We start from the raw sequence: 14,629 nt of genomic DNA, 5'->3' as shown, positions 1-14,629 counted from the left end.
CCGGGAGCTCGTACTTCGGCCCGCGGACCCTGCCGTACGTGCCCGGCGTCCAGGGCGTCGGCCGCGTCGTCGAGTCCTCAACGCTGGCTGCGGGGACGGTCGTCCGGTTCCCGACGACCGCCGGCACGGTCGACGGGGACGGGTGCCCTCGCGGAGTATGCCGTGGCCGTGGACGACGACCTCGTCCCGGTGCCCGAGGGCGTGGCGCACGAGGTCGTCGCCGCGCTCGGCCTGTCGGCGGTCGCAGGCTGGATGACGCTGACCCGCGGACGTCTTGCCCCCGGGCGAACGGGTCATCGTGCTCGGTGCGAGCGGCGTCGTCGGGCAGGTCGCCGCCCAGGCCGCCCGGCTGCACGGTGCCGGCCTCGTCGTCGCGGTGTCCCGGTCCGCCGAGGGAGTGAGCGTCGCGGCCGAGCGCGGCGCCGATGCCACCGTGCAGCTGCGCGACGGTGAAGACGCCGCGGACCTCGCGGCGCGGATGCGCGAGGTGGTCGGTGGGGAAGTCGACCTCGTCGTCGACCCGCTGTGCGGCATACCTGCGACTTCGGCGATCACCGTCCTCGGTGAGGGCGGCCGGCTGGTCAACCTCGGCAGCTCGGCGGGCGCGACCGCCGAGTTCTCGTCGGTCTTCGTCCGGGCCCGGTCGATCGACCTGCGTGGCTACACGAACAACTCGCTGACCACCGAGCAGCGTCGGACTGTCCTCGGCACCGTCCTGGAGGACGCCGCCGCCGGGGAGCTCACGGTCTCGCAAGACGTTGTCGACTGGCCGAACGGGCCGGCGGCGTGGGGGCGTCAGGCCCGCGGAGAGCTGACCCGGCGGGCAGTCATCAGGGTCAGCGACCGCCCCGGAGCGTGACCCTGGCCAGAGTCCAGTGCCCAACAAGTAACGGCCGCAGTGGTGTCAATGATTGAGGGTTCAACTAGCCTGCGCTTGAAGTCGGAGAAGCGTCATCCGATCGGCTCGAAGGATTAGCCATGGCACACATCACGATCATCGGTCCGGGCAACCTGGGTCAGGCGATCGCCGGCCTCGCGGCGAAGTCCCTGCTCGTCGGCATCGTCAGCGCGGCAGGGCTCAAGGCCATCGACGCCGGCTCGCTCCGGTGCGCCCGCGAGCTCGGCTTCCTCCAGATCAGCCTCGCAGCAGCCGTGGCGCCTCCGACTGCTCTTGGCGCCTTCGACTGCTGGTGCCCCAGCAGTCACCTGCCGACAAGACAGTCACTGTCCGAACGAGCAGTCGCGACCCGGGCAGCGCAGTCAGTGAGCGGGCCGAGCGGGCCGGCTCAGCGGCATACGGCAGCATCTCGTCAGCGCGGCGGGAAGAGCGTGTCCGCAAGGGACTTCAGCGACGCCAGTCCCCGCTCGGCGAAGGGCGGCTCGCCGGCCGGGGCGTTCTCGTCGCCGCCGTCGGTCTGCGCGGGAACCGCAACCTCGGCCCGAGCCCGGATCGCCTCCGCGAGGCGCCAGCCGTCCCGCCCGGCGACCTCGGAGCGAGCGCGCGCCTCCTGTGCCTCCTGCTTCGCCTCGCCCGCCTGCTCCTTGGACGCCGCAGCCTCCCCGCGATGCACCTCGCGGCCGAAGAGCCAGCCGATCGCCGTGAAGGCAATGGCCTCGAGTCCCTGGATGACGAAGACTGTGCGCAGCCATTGGTTCTCCCCGACGCCGTTGTCGTCGGCGCGGTTGAACGTCACGATCGCGAACGCGATGTAGGCGACGGTGACGAGCGCGGCCGCGAAGAAGAGCAGGTGCCAGGGCACGCCATTCCCATCCGCGGGGGTATGCCGCTCAGCGGGCCTCGTCACGAGCCCTTCCCCTCTCCTTCTGCGTCGTAGTCGAAGGACGGGCGGTCGGCCTCGGACCGCCAGTAGTCCCGCAGCGACCGCTTGAGCTTCTCGTCGCGAGGAGCCGACTGGACCGCCTCGGCGACGCTCTGGCCAGCCTGGCTGGAGGTGGCGGTGTGCTGGCTCGGGGGCGGCGCGGGGGACGGGTCGCGTGACCCGGGCTCGTCCTCATCGTGGCCCCAGGACCAGGTCCAACCCCCCGGCGCGCTCCCCACCGGGGGCGGCAGCTCGCCGGGTTCGGCCGACTGGGGCGCGGCGGTGGCTGCGTGACGCAGCGCCTCCTGGGCCTCGGCCGGCAGCTGGCTCGCCGACTCACCCTCGGTCTCTACCCCGACGTGACGCGCGGCGTCGGCGAGCAGCTCCGGCAGCTCGTCACCGAGCTCGGCCGCGAGCTCGCGAAGCAGGCCGGGGTGCATGGCCTTGTCGCGTTCGGTGAGCGATGACGCCTCGGCCACGAGCTGCGCATGGAGCTCCGCGAGGGCGACGTCGCGCTGGAGGGCGGTGGAGCGCCGCATGACCCGCAGCACACCGACGCCGGCCGTCATCGCCTCGGCGCGAGCGCCGAAGTCGAGAGCGGCCTCGCGGGCTTCGAGGTAGTGGTTCCGTGCCCGCGTGAAGGTGCTGAGGTCCGCGAACGTCCTCGCCGCCTCGTCCTCGGCCACGCGGCCGGCCAGCAGGTTCAGCTGGAGGAACTCGAGCGGCATACCCCGTTCGTCGGCTTCGGCGATCGCCCGGGACGCCTCGTCCAGTGCCTCCGGGTCGCGTCCCTGCGAGGCCAGTGCCTCGACGACGAGCCGCGTGACCGCGAGGTCCCGGGGGACGAGCGGCCTGGCCTCGAGGATCTGGAGGGCCTGGCCCGGCTGGCCCGAGTCGAGCAGCGAGCGGGCCTGGCTCGTCGCCTGACGGATCCAGGCCGTGCGGTCGGCCGCGGCCAGGTCGCTCGGGTCCGCCTCCCTGCCGAGCCTCCCGGCGAGGTACACGCGCGCCTCCGGGGGCAGCTCGTCCCACGCGTCCTCGAGGAACGTTGCCGCGGCGTGCTGCCAGTGCGCGTCGAGGGTCTCGGTCGGCTGCCCGAGCATCAGCCGGTGATAGAGGTGCTCGATCTGGTCGTCGATCTCGGTTCGCTTCTCGTAGTAAGCGATTGCCCGTTCGTGGATGTCGCGGACCCGGCCCGGGTCATCTGCCGTGAGAAGTGGGAGCATCTCTCGCCGCACGTCGGCGCGGTGCACGAGCAGCCCGGGCCGGGCCTCGGTGACGAGGGCGACCTCGTGCCGGAGCAGCTCGAAGAGGGCGGCGGCCTGCCCCGGCGTCTGGGGGCCGAGGCCACAAGGCTCGGCCAGGACCTCGCGGATGACGTCGCTGGTGATCCGCCGGACCACGAGGCCGGGGCTGGCGAGCGGCCGGACCCGCTTGTCGACGTGGTCGAGGATCCGCCGGTAGAGGACGCCCTGGACCTGCTCGGCCCGCAGGTCGTAGAGCAGCCGGCGGCGGCCGCGTCCCGAGCCGAGCGCTCTCGAGCCCTCCCGGATGATGAGGTCGGCGGCGAGGCGCAGGCTGAGCGGGTTGCCGGACACCCGGTCGACGACGAGCTCGATGAAGCGCCGGTCGACGTGGTGGGTGCCCAGCGCCCGGGTCAGGAGCGCCATCGACTGCTCATCGTCCAGCCCCTCGAGCGGCAGGTTGCGGACCGTGAGCTCCTCGACCGGAGCCCGACCCGCGACGACGACGCGGAGCGTCGGCAGCCGGAGCTGCATGCGTTGGAGCGCGTCGTCCAGCTGCCACAGGAACGAGCGACTCCGGCGCTGCGCCATCTCGAAGGTGTCGAGCACGAGGAGCAGGGGCGGGCTCCCGGCAATCGACCCGACCGCCTCGGCGAACCTCTCGGCGACGATGGCCGCGTCGGCCTGGTAGCGCCCGGCGTCGCGTGTGGAGCTGCCCCGCGAATGGGCCGCCTCGTTGCGCAGCGCAGACTGTGCACCCAGGATCTCGTCGATCTCGCGGACCACCTGGGCGAGTGGCCGGACGAGCTCGGGCGCCTGGAGGCAGATCTGTCTCGCTGCCTCGGACAGCAGCGTCAGGGGGTACTGGGCGTCGAGCTCCAACCGGTCGAAGCTGAGGTAGGAGAACAGGAGTGGGCGCACGCCCCCTCCGCCCGGTCCGCGACCCACGTGATCGAGGACGTAGTGTGCGAGCAGCGTCGACTTCCCGATGCCGCCCGGACCGTGGATGGCGAGGGGGATGACGGGCGGGTGGTCGGGCTGGGACAGGTGGTCCTCGAGGATGCCGAGCTCGCGCTCGCGCCCGACGAACACCGGACCAGCCAGGGCACGCAGCGGCTCGAGCACGTTGGCTAGGTCGAGGGCGACGCGCACGGCGGGCTCCGCGGGCAGGTCGAGTCCCAGTGGGGTGAGCCACTCGACCGCACGGAGTATGCCGCTCAGCTCGGTTGCGGACAGCTCGCTGAGGTCGCGCTCGCCCTCCAGCAGCCGGCGCGCCATGCGGTGGGTGATGTCGTCTGCCGCCGCGGCCACGGCGTCGGGCCGGGAGAGGACGGCCAGGGTGCCGCCGACACCGAGGCGCCCCAGGGTCTCGTGCCGGACGGGGAGGCGCAGGCGCCAGCCCGTGCCGAGTCGGGTCATGACGAGGTCGCAGTCGCGGCTGACGAAGCCGTTGAGGTCCGCGAGCTCGGGCGGGTCCGGTGCTGTTGGGTCCTGTGTCGTGCCGGGGTCGTCAGTGCCGCCGACGATGGCGCGCCAGACGCGTCCCAGGAGCGATGGCCCGGAGGGTGCCTCGGGGGTCGGGGGCTTCCGAGCCGTGGTGCGGAGGGCGTCGAGGGAGAAGTAGTCGAGCAGGACGACGCGCTCGCGGCAGCGCCGCTGGAAGGGGGTGGGAGGCGCGGGCTCCCCGGTTGGTGCGGAGCTCGGCGCCGCCCCGGGGCCCGAGGCGACCGAGACGTCCCTCGGTCGGAGCCCGAGGGCCTCGAGCCTGCTCCGCATCTCCTGCGCACTGACGATGGGTGCGCGCTCCGGCTCGTTCACGATGCCGTCCCCAGGACGGTCCTGACGTGCTCGAGGGCGCTCGGACCGAGCACGTCCAGAGGGACGGAGTCGATCGCGCCGAAGCTGTCGACGAGGTCCTCGAGGGCGTCGTCGTCCGGTGCGGCGCCCTGGAGCGCCGTGGCGGCCCGCGCGAAGAAGACCTTGACGTCCTCTCGTGTCGGATGGGCGAGCGACTCGCTGAGCGCGAGCCCGGCCGAGGCGGCATTGCCCTCGTAGCCCAGGACCACGACGCGTAGGGGACCGAGATCGCGGTTGGCGGCAGCCCGCGCCATCGCATCGACGAGCCGGAGCGCACCGCCGGTGGCGGTCATGGTTGTGAGGCCGTCGAACACAAGCCACATTGGCTCGTTCCTCGCCCTGACCTCGTCGGTGAGCCAGGACATGAACAACCTGACGATGGTCTCCGGCTTCGCGTCGGGATCGAAGGTCGGCGCATCCCGGCCGACGATCTTGGTGGCCACAGATGACGCGAGCTCTCGCTCGTCGATGGGGGCGCCACCATGTCTTGACAGGTCGATCGGCTTGATGCTTGGTTGCGCAGGCCCGCCGTTGTCGGACAGGTAGTAGATGAACTGGCGGGTGTACGACTTGCCGGCGCCCCGGTCACCGGTGACGAGCAGCGCCCGGCGGGAAGCCTGCCCGAGCATCATCTTCTTGAGGTGCTCGCGGACGCGGGTGCGGTCGATGAAGGGCAGGTCGTCCCACAGCAGGCCTGCCTCGAAGGTGTTGTCGGTCAGCACCGGCCCGGCCGCTGCGAAGGGTTGGATGACCGGGGCCGGCGCGTCCTCGACGGGCTCGGTCAGCAGTCGCGAGATCAGGACTGTGCCGCCGGCGCTGTTGGCGTCGAGTCGGACCCGGTCGACGAGGACCCGCAGCCTGCGTTGGTTGGCCGCCGCGACGGTCACGGACTGCCAGAGGATCGCCGTCGGCTGGTCGAGGTCGACGAGCGCGAGGTCCACGCCCGCCTCCTTGGCGAAGAACTGGACCTGCGCCTTGGTCTCGTAGGTCTGGTAGAGGAACGTGATGAGCGCCAGGGTGTCCGGGTGCGACACCTCGAGTGGATGGCGGTCGAGCAGCCCCATCAGAGCACCCCCTCGGCGGTGAGGCCCTCGGCGACGCGTTCGATGCGTCGCCCCTGGTTGTAGTACTGGGTGCGTCCGTTCGTGACCCTGCTGCCCCAGCGGTGGTGCAGGCCGACGACCTGCCACTGCTCGTCGAAGACCGGCGAGCCGGACGAGCCGCCCTCGGTGTCGGTGCGGTACTGGATGACCTGGTCGGTGACGCCGTCGACGACGTTGTGGATCATGCCGATCTTCTTCTCGCGCCCCTGCGGGTGCTGGATGATGTAGACCCGGTCGAGCACCTTCGGCGCCGGCGCCCCGGTGAGCGGGATGGGCTGCGCCGAGTCGGGGAGCGGGCCGGCAGCCCGGACGATCGCCCAGTCGTGGTCGACCCGGCCGACGATCGACTCCGGCGAGCAGGCGACGACCGTGTACTCGCGGGCCGCCCCGCCGAAGGCGAGCTCGTATCCCCACCAGGCCTCGACCGCGGTCGCCGGCCCCACGTCGTCGAAGAGGACGTGGTGGTTGGTCAGCAGCAGGTCCGGTCCGATCCGGAACGCCGTGCCGTAGTAGCGCTTGGCGTCGTTGAGGGTCACGAGCAGCTTGCAGATCGACGGGCTGAGCTCGATGCCTCGCTCGAGGAAGGAGACGTCGAGGAGGCTCGACTGGGCCTCGATGGTGCGCTCGAGCCCGCCGGGGTCGGCGGGGTCGATCTTCCATGCGGTGACGTCCGTCGAAACCCCTGAACCGTCCGGGTCCGTCGCTGCGGCGGGTGTCTCGCGCAGGAGCTGCATGAGCAGCGGTTTGATCGCAGCGCCGTTGGGGTCCTGGGCCGCGGTGCTGAGCAGGACGCGGAGCCGGTCCTGCTTGCGGGCGCTGTCGAGGACCGCCTGCCAGAGGATGGCCACCGGGCCGGACATGTCGATGAAGGCGGTCTGCACCCCAGAGGACTTCGCGAGGTACTGGATCGTGGCCGGCGAGTCGAAGGTCGCGACGAGCTGGTTGCGCAGTGCCTGGACCTCCGGTCGGCTGAAGTCGAGCGGATAGGTGTCCAGGGCGTGGGTCATGGCCGGGCCCCGGTCGCGCCGTGCCTCAGGTGCTGCTCCACGTGTGTCATGCGGACCACCTCCGGCGGTGCACACCAGCTCTCGTCTCGGTGAACAGAGGCGGGAATGGCCCGCAGTGATACGCCGCACGCCGGGGTAGCCACGGTTCTCCTCACCTTCGTATGCCGCTGTCCGCCCGGTGCGCGGCAACAGTACGTCTCGGTCGGGGCGGGCCGTCGGCAGGCCGTAGCCGCGACCGAAGAACCAGTCGTTCGGCTTTCGCAGCCCACTGGCAAAGCAGATTCACTCGTCAACCGCAGACACGTAGTGCGCGCGTCTGCGTTCACCACGCAGGGCGAGTCGGCCCGCGCTGACGAGCCGTCGCAGTACGGTGCGAGCCTGGTCAGAGGTCAGTTGGCACAGTTCGGCGACCTGACCGCGGGTGATGCTGCCGAATGTCTGGACGTACTGCACGACCATTTCGTCCTGTCGCGCAGCGTCGATCCCTCGAAGGCGGACATACGCATTCCGGTCCTCTGCCATCTTGTAGTAGCGCGCGGTCGTGTGCAGGCGCCGATTGCGCCCGTTTCCTCTGGCCTCGACCAGGTCGCGCTCCACGAGCCGAGCCACGGTGGTACGGACTGCTCCGTCGGTCAGGTGCAGGTCGGTGGACAGCTCCGCCGCGGTGCTCGACCCGACGGCCACCAGACGGTGAAGGAGGCGCAGCTCGGGGAGGTTGAGCGGCCGTTGGGTCTCGTCCTCGTAGCTCAGGATGAATCGGACGAAGTCGATGTTTGCGGTCCCAGTGCCAATCGTGAGCGTGACCGATCGAGAGGTGCTCTTCGTGAAGTCGGGCTCGTCTCGTCCAGCGCGAAGCTGACTGTCGAACATGTCGTTGATCCCCATACCCCTGCGGTCGACCAGGCCGCTGCGCTTGAAGGCGTCTGCGAGCACCACGCTGCGTGGCTTGCTCTGCTCCAGCAGGTTCTCCAGGGTCACCCCGGGCAGAAAGCCGCCCGGTGAGTGGATGCGGAACTCGTCCTCCGCGAACTGCACGACACTCGGGCCGAGCTCGCTGTAGTCGCGGTGAACCATCGCATTGGCCAGTCCCTCACGGACCGTGGCACTGGAGACCATCGGGATCCCGACCCGGTGGAGACCGACCTGGAGCTCGGTCTCGGTGTTGCGCAGGCTGACCCGGTTTTCCAGTTCCTCTGCAGCACGCAGGAGTGGGGCGCGAAGCGACTCGTTGACAGTGCGGGCGCCGTCGCGGAGGTCTTGGAAGAGGCACTCGGCTGTTGGCGCCCAACGTTCCAGTGCAGAATCCGTGCCGAAGATCAGGATCGCTCCGAGAGTGATCGTTTCTACCCCGTCGAGATCGGTCGTCAGCACCCGCAGGGCTCGCGCGATCTCGCGGTCCGACAAGTCGCCCAAGGTGCGATCTCCCCGACCCGAGAGGGCGAGCGCTCGGATCCGGTCGAACTCCGCTGGATCGAGGTCATCCCACGTTGCGCCGCGCGCGGGCGTTGCTGCGTAGTCGAGCCCCTGCAGGGTCAGGCCGACACTGAGCAGCTCATGCGCACGGAACGGCACGCACTCCGGTTAGCCATCCATCCGTATCGAGCGGCGGCGGTACACACCGTCCTTGGTGCCGACGGGCCCGGCAGTCATGGCGGGCACGGTGATGACGATGACGTCGCGCTCGTCCATCGTGAGCACATCTGCACTCACCGCAACGGGCGGGTCCGTGCTGTTGAGCACGAGGGAGGCGAGGCGCAACGGGTCGGTGGCTGATCCGTGTCTCGGGGCGGCGCCGCGTACGTGCCCTTCATCGTCGACGCCAAGGATGAGGTGTCCCCCGGCGCCATTGGCCAGGCAGGCAACTGCCTCGACGATCTGTCGGTCATTGAGCTGCCCCGCGTCGGCCCGCTTGAACTCAACCCGCAGGGTCTCTCCCGCAGCGATGAGGTGCCGCAGACCTGCACTGTCCATGACCCAAAAGTACCAAAAACTTTGGTCTCAATAATTCGTTGACCACTCAGACCAAAGCCATAGGTCGATTTTGGGTTTCGGCACGTCCGCGAACAGCCGACAGCCCGGGAGCAGCTCCCAAACCGGGGGGATCGCGCGCTCGCGCGGCCCCGGCACAGCGGCATACAACCTCTTCGGTATGCCGCTGCCGCTGTGCCGCCCTTGGCAGCAATGGTGCCTCTCGGTCGGGGCAGCCGTTGGAGCCGTGGTCATTGCCAGGAGCGCAGCAGGTCAGCCGCCGAAAAAGCTCTGTCGGCACCCCGAGGGAGCTGGCCGGTCGGGCTCACTGCCGCGAGCAGCGCCTCCTCGCTGTGGGGGACCCGCGCACGACACCGGCCCTGCGGGAACCGGTTCTGGCGCTCGTCGGGCTCGTCGCTCCAGGCTAGGTGCGTGCCCCGCGCGCCGGGCTGCTTGCCCCGCGACCGGCCCGGCCCGCCCGTCTTCTTCTTGGGCGGGGTCTTGCCCGGCCCGTCGTCCCCGGACGGCGGCATCGAGGAGTTGCCCGAGTTGCGCGAGAGCAGGTGCTCGACCCGGGCCAGCCTGTCCGCCAGCGCCTCGTTGGCCCTCACCAGTGCCTCGTTGGCCGTCACCAAGTCCGCGACCTGCGCCGTCAGCGCGCCGATCTTGCCGGCCTGCTTCCGCACCAACGCGATCAGCTCGTCTCGCGAGAGTTCCTCCGGGATGGCCACCAGCCGATCACACCAGCCCCGGGCGTCACATCAGGGAGCGACACGTCGAGAGTTCGCCTGTCTCACACGTAACGCCAGTCACGGTCCGTGCGGGCCTCGGACCGCGCAAAACCGGGGACCAGTCACCGCGGGGGCTGAATGTTTACGTCTCCGCGAGGGCTTCGACGACGAGGTCTCCGCGAGGGGCTTCGACGACGACGTCTCCGCGGGGGCTTCGACGATCAGGTCGATGTCCGAGGCCGGGCGCGTTTGGTGCCGTGCTGCGGAACCAAACACGGCGAGTCGCGTGTAGCCGCGGTCGGCGGCAAGTGCCTTGAGGACCGGCTAGCGCGGCTAGGCGGCTTCGAGCAGGACCTCGGGATGTATGTCCTCGAGCTCAGGGCCGAACTTGAGCCGCTGGCCGACCGCGGGCTGGGTGACGCCCAGAGCCTCTGCGATCTGGCGCTGGCTCACGTCGGTGGCGATCGTGGCCCCTAGAGCAAGCGCACGGCGCAGCCGCGCGAACTCTTCGTCGCGGTGGGCGACGCGATAGCGATACTCGGCCAGCAACGTCATAAGAGAACCTTGTCAAGCGCGGTCAGTCCGTCCTCGAGGGTCGGAGACGATGCGGTCAAGCCATCGATCATGAGGCTGTGTTCGTGCGTTCGCCCGGCCGAGGATGCACAACTCGGGATACGCACCGGGGTGGGGCGGCAAGTCGTGGGCTTGCCCAGTCATCAAGTATATTCGGTACGCCGCGGTCCCCACCCTCTGCAGCAAGAGCCCCATTCGCTCTATGAGAGCTTCGTCGTTGAGTGCCTGATCCTGGGACCGGCGAACTTGAGCGGGGAGTCCTCGGCGAGTGCGACTACCGAGTCGCTACATCCTCGCCGAGGGAGGGCCTGTGTATATACTTCTTGTATATGCAGGAGGCTCCATGACTCGGACCACGGTGTTTCGCAACAACAAGACACAGGCCGTGCGGCTGCCCAAGGATGTCGCCCTACCCGACGATGTCCGCGAGGTCGAGGTGATCGCCGTGGGAGATGCGCGCGTCATCACGCCTTCCGGTGGGCGCATGGACTACTGGTTCGACCACGGCCTGCGGGTGACGGTTGACTTCGCAGAGCACCGCGACCAGCCCACATTCCAGGAGCGAGCAGCGCTGTGACGATGCGTTTCCTGCTCGACACCAATGTCGTCATCAACGTGCTGCGTGGGACGGGGGACACCCTGCGCGAACGGATGCGGCGCCACGCCGACGAACTGGCCGTTTCGACGATCACCGTGGCCGAGCTCCACTTCGGCGTGGGGAGGTCGTCGGACCCCGTCCACAACCGCAGGGCGGTCGCCGAGTTCCTCGCCTTCCTCGACGTGCTGCCCTTCGACGCGGCGGCGGCAGAGCATGCCGGCGACATTCGGGCGGTTCTGACCAACAACGGAACCCCTATCGGCGCGTATGACGTGCTCATCGGCGGACATGCGCGATCGCGAGCGATGACGGTGGTGACGAACAATCGACGGGAATTCGACCGCGTGCCAGGGCTGCTCGTCACCGACTGGACTACTTCGGGTGAACCCGCCACATGACGAACCAGGTATGACCGCATGACCGGGCCGCCGTGGCGGGTGGACCGGTCACGGGGCGGAACGTCGTCACCACCTCGCCGACGCCCCGGAACCCGGTGCGCGTGCGTATCCCGGAGCCGTGGGTCGGCCTCGTGTACCGCAACTGCGGCATCACCCATTGGTCGCTGCAGGTGGTCGGCTGCGGCGACTGCGTCGCGGACTTCGCCAACTACCTGGCCGAGCATCCGCACTCGCTGGCCGGCGCTGCATACCTGCACAATGCGACGGACCACGCGGTGTCGGACCTCTTCGCGTTGTGACTATTTGCGGTCCTTGCAGCTGTGGTCTCCGCGGGCCCGGCCTCGAAGGCCTGCTCACCGTCCTCGACCTCGTGGACATGCGGCAGTCGCGGACGCCGATCATCCTCCCCAGCTCAGGTACCCAATTGTTCATCGCGGACGTGCCGGAGATCGCCGTCCGGGAGGCGGTCGTCAACGCGGTCATGCACCGTGACCACCGGGTCCGCGGCCCCATTCAGGTGGAGCACTCCCCCGACTGGGTCTCGGTCCGATCGCCCGGCGGTTTCGTCAACGGAGTGGGAGTCGACAACCTTCTCGTGACGAAGTCGACGACGCGTAACGCTGCGCTCGTCAATGCCCTGCGGTTGCTGAACCTCGGGGAGGCGGCTGGAGTGGGAGTTGATCGCATGGTTGCCGACATGCTGCGCTACGGTCACCGTCCTCCCTCGTTCGAGACGGATGGGGGGTACGTGATGGTCACGTTGCGGGGTGGCCGACCCAACAACGCGTGGACCGTGTTCGTCGCGGGGTTGCCCGTTGAGATTCGGGACGACCCGAACGCGATGATCGTGCTCACGAGACTCCTCGCCGAGCGGACCGTTGACGGAGAGTCGCTGTCTGCGGCGCTGCTGCGAGACGACGATGCGGCCGAGAGCGTGCTCCGCACGATGACCAATGTCGAGCCCGCCACCGCCTCCCGCTACCTCGGCGATCTTGTCGAGCGGGAGGTCCTCGTCAAGACCAGCACGGCCAGTCGCGGACCCTCCGTCGCCTACGGCAAGGGGCCGAAGTTCCCGCGCACGAAGCGGGGGAGTAGAACACGAGGCACGACGCCCTCGACGAAGCAGCAACAGGAGATGACAGTCGATGAGTGAGCCCACGACGAAGCGCAAGCTCATCGAGGTGGCACTGCCACTCGAGGCGATCAACCGCGAGTCGGCACGCGAGAAGTCGATCCGGCACGGCCACCCGTCGACGCTGCACCTGTGGTGGGCCCGACGGCCCCTCGCCGCGGCGCGGGCGGTCCTTTTCGCGCAGCTTGTCGACGACCCGAGCTCGCGGCCGGAGCAGTTCCCGACACAAGAAGCTCAGGACGCTGAGCGCAAGCGGCTCTTCGACCTCATCGAGCGACTCGTCGTCTGGGAGAACGCCGGCGACGAGCGCCTGCTCGCCCAGGCGCATGCGGAGATCCTCAAGTCCACCGACGGCAGCCCCCCGCCGATCCTCGACCCGTTCGCCGGTGGTGGCAGCATCCCGCTCGATGCGCAGCGCCTCGGGCTGGAGGCCCACGCGTCCGACCTGAAGCCGGTCGCCGTGCTCATCAACGAGGCGCTCATCGAGATACTGCCGCTGTATGCCGCTCAGCCCCCGTGTTCCCGGGCGCCGCTTCCGACGTGGCGGGGGTGGCCGGCTGGCCACGCACGAGCGGGCTCGCCGAAGACGTTCGGCGGTATGGCGCGTGGATGCGCGACGAGGCGCAGCAGCGGATCGGCGACCTCTACCCCAAGGCCGAGGTCGCCGGGAAGCCGGCGAACGTCGTCGCCTGGATCTGGGCGAGAACCGTGACCTGCCCCAACCCGGCGTGTGGCGCCGAGATGCCGCTCGCCAGCACGTGGTGGCTGTCCAAGAAGAAGGACCTCCCGACGTGGATCCAGCCCGTCGTGATCGGCAAGCAGGTCGACTTCGAGATCAGGGTCGACAAGGCGGGGCCGCCCTACCCGCCGAAGCAGGGCCGGGGCGCGAAGTTCACTGCCTGGTCTGCCACGACACGACGAGCGACACATACGTCAAGGCCGAAGCCATGGCTGGCCGGATGGGTGCGCGGGTGCTTTCCGTTGTCGCAGAAGGCCATCGGAAGCCTAAGTACCAGCCACCAACCGAGGAGCACATCAAGGCAGCGCAGATTCCTCGGCCTGCCGACGTCCCCGGAAGAACCTCTTGCCTTCGACCCACGCAACGTCTGGTGCGTCAACTACGGGTTGACCAAGTTCGCAGACTTGTTCACGAATCGGCAGTTGGTGGCGCTGACGACGTTCAGCGACCTCTGTGCCTGCAAGGCAGACCCGCCGGTGCTGCACGGGCCCTACACCCAGTGGACTCGTACCGTCAGGCAAGACCGTGACCAAGATCCTCACCGACGAGCAACTCGCTCGGTACCAGCCGTGGTTCGACAACACCCGACGGCTCAGGGACCTCGTCGCCAAGCTCGAGACCGCCTCGCTCCACGCGATCCAGACCGCGCCGACCAGCCAAGGACCACGACCAACGCCCCGGCGTCTGCGTCAACCCGGCAACTGCGCAAACCCCAGGGATAGCTCCGGCCGACCGCGAATCCCAGCTGCCGCCAATCAGCCCGGCGGCGGGCCCACTCAGGCCCAAGGGAGCAATGGACACGCACGCAGCGCCCCGCCCAACAACGAACCGGCGTCCCTCCAGCGGAGCCGCACCCCGTCGAGGAAGGCTTCGGATGCATCACCCGACTGGCCGATGCCTCGATCCTCATGCACGCGAGCGGGCCACGCTTGATCGAGTGTCCTGTCCGGCGAGGGGTCAGGACTCGTGGTCGAGGCCGGCGATCAGCTCCTCGGGGGCGCGCATCCGCCAGGCATCCGTGACGAGCTCGGTGAGCCGGTCGATGTCGACCTCGCCGAGCCGCAGCATGACGAGCGGCATGCTCTCGTAGCCGGGTGCGGTGAAGAAGAGGTCCGGCTCGCCGAGCAGCAGTGCCTGCTTCTCCGCCTCGTCGCCGACGAAGAGCACCGCGACGTCGGTCCGGATCAGGCGTCGCTTGCCCGGCCGTCTTTCGGGGTAGGACCAGACGAAGCCCTTGTCGCCGACACGGAAGTCGAAGCCCTCGCTCTCGACCTCATCGACGTGAGGCAGACCCAGGGCAAGTCGGCGCACGTCGTCCGCGTCGGCCACGGAGTTCCTCCTCCCGACTCGTCGCTGCCATTGTCGCGTCGCTCCTCGGCGGGGCAGTTGTGCGGCCGGCGCCTCTGGCATGGTTCGCGCCCCGCTCCTGGGTGGGGCGGGGTGCGGGGCAGACTCGCTA

The 14,629-nt window shown here is 69.4% G+C and carries 15 protein-coding genes and 1 pseudogene; 6 read left to right on the top strand and 10 right to left on the bottom strand.

The window, feature by feature from the left end; all coding sequences use genetic code 11:
• Window positions 1–298 precede the first annotated feature (298 nt).
• Window positions 299–859 carry a zinc-binding dehydrogenase gene (locus tag L0H79_RS14700; RefSeq protein WP_301485380.1) on the top strand — a complete coding sequence of 187 codons (561 nt, stop codon included), beginning with the start codon at window positions 299–301 and terminating at the stop codon, window positions 857–859.
• Window positions 860–1,310: 451 nt separating this feature from the next.
• Here the strand turns inward: L0H79_RS14700 and L0H79_RS14695 are convergent, their stop codons facing one another.
• From L0H79_RS14695 to L0H79_RS14660, 9 genes and pseudogenes are all read right to left on the bottom strand, one after another.
• On the bottom strand, window positions 1,311–1,805 hold the full coding sequence (locus tag L0H79_RS14695; RefSeq protein WP_301485379.1) for a hypothetical protein: 495 nt from the start codon (window positions 1,803–1,805) through the stop codon (window positions 1,311–1,313).
• Complete coding sequence (locus tag L0H79_RS14690) at window positions 1,802–4,882, bottom strand: AAA family ATPase (protein ID WP_301485378.1); 3,081 nt, start codon at window positions 4,880–4,882, stop codon at window positions 1,802–1,804. The genes L0H79_RS14695 and L0H79_RS14690 overlap by 4 nt, the downstream gene beginning before the upstream one ends.
• A complete protein-coding gene (locus L0H79_RS14685) occupies window positions 4,879–5,985 on the bottom strand; it encodes a hypothetical protein (RefSeq protein WP_301485377.1) in 1,107 nt (368 codons plus the stop codon). The genes L0H79_RS14690 and L0H79_RS14685 overlap by 4 nt, the downstream gene beginning before the upstream one ends.
• Window positions 5,985–7,031: a serine protease gene (locus L0H79_RS14680; protein WP_301485376.1), complete on the bottom strand. Its 1,047-nt coding sequence runs from the start codon at window positions 7,029–7,031 to the stop codon at window positions 5,985–5,987. Before L0H79_RS14680 ends, L0H79_RS14685 begins: the two co-directional genes overlap by 1 nt.
• A 282-nt stretch (window positions 7,032–7,313) precedes the next feature.
• A complete protein-coding gene (locus L0H79_RS14675) occupies window positions 7,314–8,603 on the bottom strand; it encodes an ATP-binding protein (protein WP_301485375.1) in 1,290 nt (429 codons plus the stop codon).
• Between the two features lie 9 nt (window positions 8,604–8,612).
• Complete coding sequence (locus L0H79_RS14670; RefSeq protein WP_301485374.1) at window positions 8,613–9,002, bottom strand: helix-turn-helix domain-containing protein; 390 nt, start codon at window positions 9,000–9,002, stop codon at window positions 8,613–8,615.
• 248 nt (window positions 9,003–9,250) lie between these two features.
• Window positions 9,251–9,730: a DUF6444 domain-containing protein gene (locus L0H79_RS14665; protein ID WP_301485373.1), complete on the bottom strand. Its 480-nt coding sequence runs from the start codon at window positions 9,728–9,730 to the stop codon at window positions 9,251–9,253.
• A 78-nt stretch (window positions 9,731–9,808) separates the two neighbouring features.
• A pseudogene (locus L0H79_RS22250) lies at window positions 9,809–10,030 on the bottom strand (nucleotidyltransferase domain-containing protein); the annotation flags it as partial.
• Between the two features lie 33 nt (window positions 10,031–10,063).
• Entirely contained in the window at window positions 10,064–10,285 is a 222-nt protein-coding gene (locus L0H79_RS14660; RefSeq protein ID WP_301485372.1) for a hypothetical protein, read from the bottom strand.
• Window positions 10,286–10,646: 361 nt separating this feature from the next.
• On the opposite strand from L0H79_RS14660, the gene vapB reads away from it, so the two are divergent.
• The 5 genes from vapB to L0H79_RS14635 all read left to right on the top strand — a co-directional run bounded on the left by vapB (window position 10,647) and on the right by L0H79_RS14635 (window position 13,143).
• A complete protein-coding gene (gene vapB, locus L0H79_RS14655) occupies window positions 10,647–10,880 on the top strand; it encodes a type II toxin-antitoxin system VapB family antitoxin (protein ID WP_301485371.1) in 234 nt (77 codons plus the stop codon).
• A gap of 2 nt (window positions 10,881–10,882) precedes the next feature.
• Window positions 10,883–11,299, top strand: a complete 417-nt coding sequence (locus L0H79_RS14650; RefSeq protein ID WP_301485382.1) for a type II toxin-antitoxin system VapC family toxin — start codon at window positions 10,883–10,885, stop codon at window positions 11,297–11,299.
• Window positions 11,300–11,331: 32 nt separating this feature from the next.
• A complete protein-coding gene (locus L0H79_RS14645) occupies window positions 11,332–11,598 on the top strand; it encodes a hypothetical protein (RefSeq protein WP_301485370.1) in 267 nt (88 codons plus the stop codon).
• Between the two features lie 77 nt (window positions 11,599–11,675).
• On the top strand, window positions 11,676–12,452 hold the full coding sequence (locus L0H79_RS14640; protein WP_301485381.1) for an ATP-binding protein: 777 nt from the start codon (window positions 11,676–11,678) through the stop codon (window positions 12,450–12,452).
• Complete coding sequence (locus tag L0H79_RS14635) at window positions 12,445–13,143, top strand: DUF1156 domain-containing protein (protein WP_301485369.1); 699 nt, start codon at window positions 12,445–12,447, stop codon at window positions 13,141–13,143. The genes L0H79_RS14640 and L0H79_RS14635 overlap by 8 nt, the downstream gene beginning before the upstream one ends.
• 984 nt (window positions 13,144–14,127) lie before the next feature.
• Here L0H79_RS14635 and L0H79_RS14630 read toward each other — a convergent pair.
• Entirely contained in the window at window positions 14,128–14,499 is a 372-nt protein-coding gene (locus L0H79_RS14630) for an MmcQ/YjbR family DNA-binding protein (RefSeq protein WP_301485368.1), read from the bottom strand.
• Between the last annotated feature and the right edge of the window lie 130 nt (window positions 14,500–14,629).

Source organism: Intrasporangium sp. (assembly GCF_030452765.1).
Classification (GTDB): domain Bacteria; phylum Actinomycetota; class Actinomycetes; order Actinomycetales; family Dermatophilaceae; genus Intrasporangium_A.
Note: the sequence above shows the minus strand (reverse complement) of the source record. Positions and strands in the feature narration are given on the sequence as shown.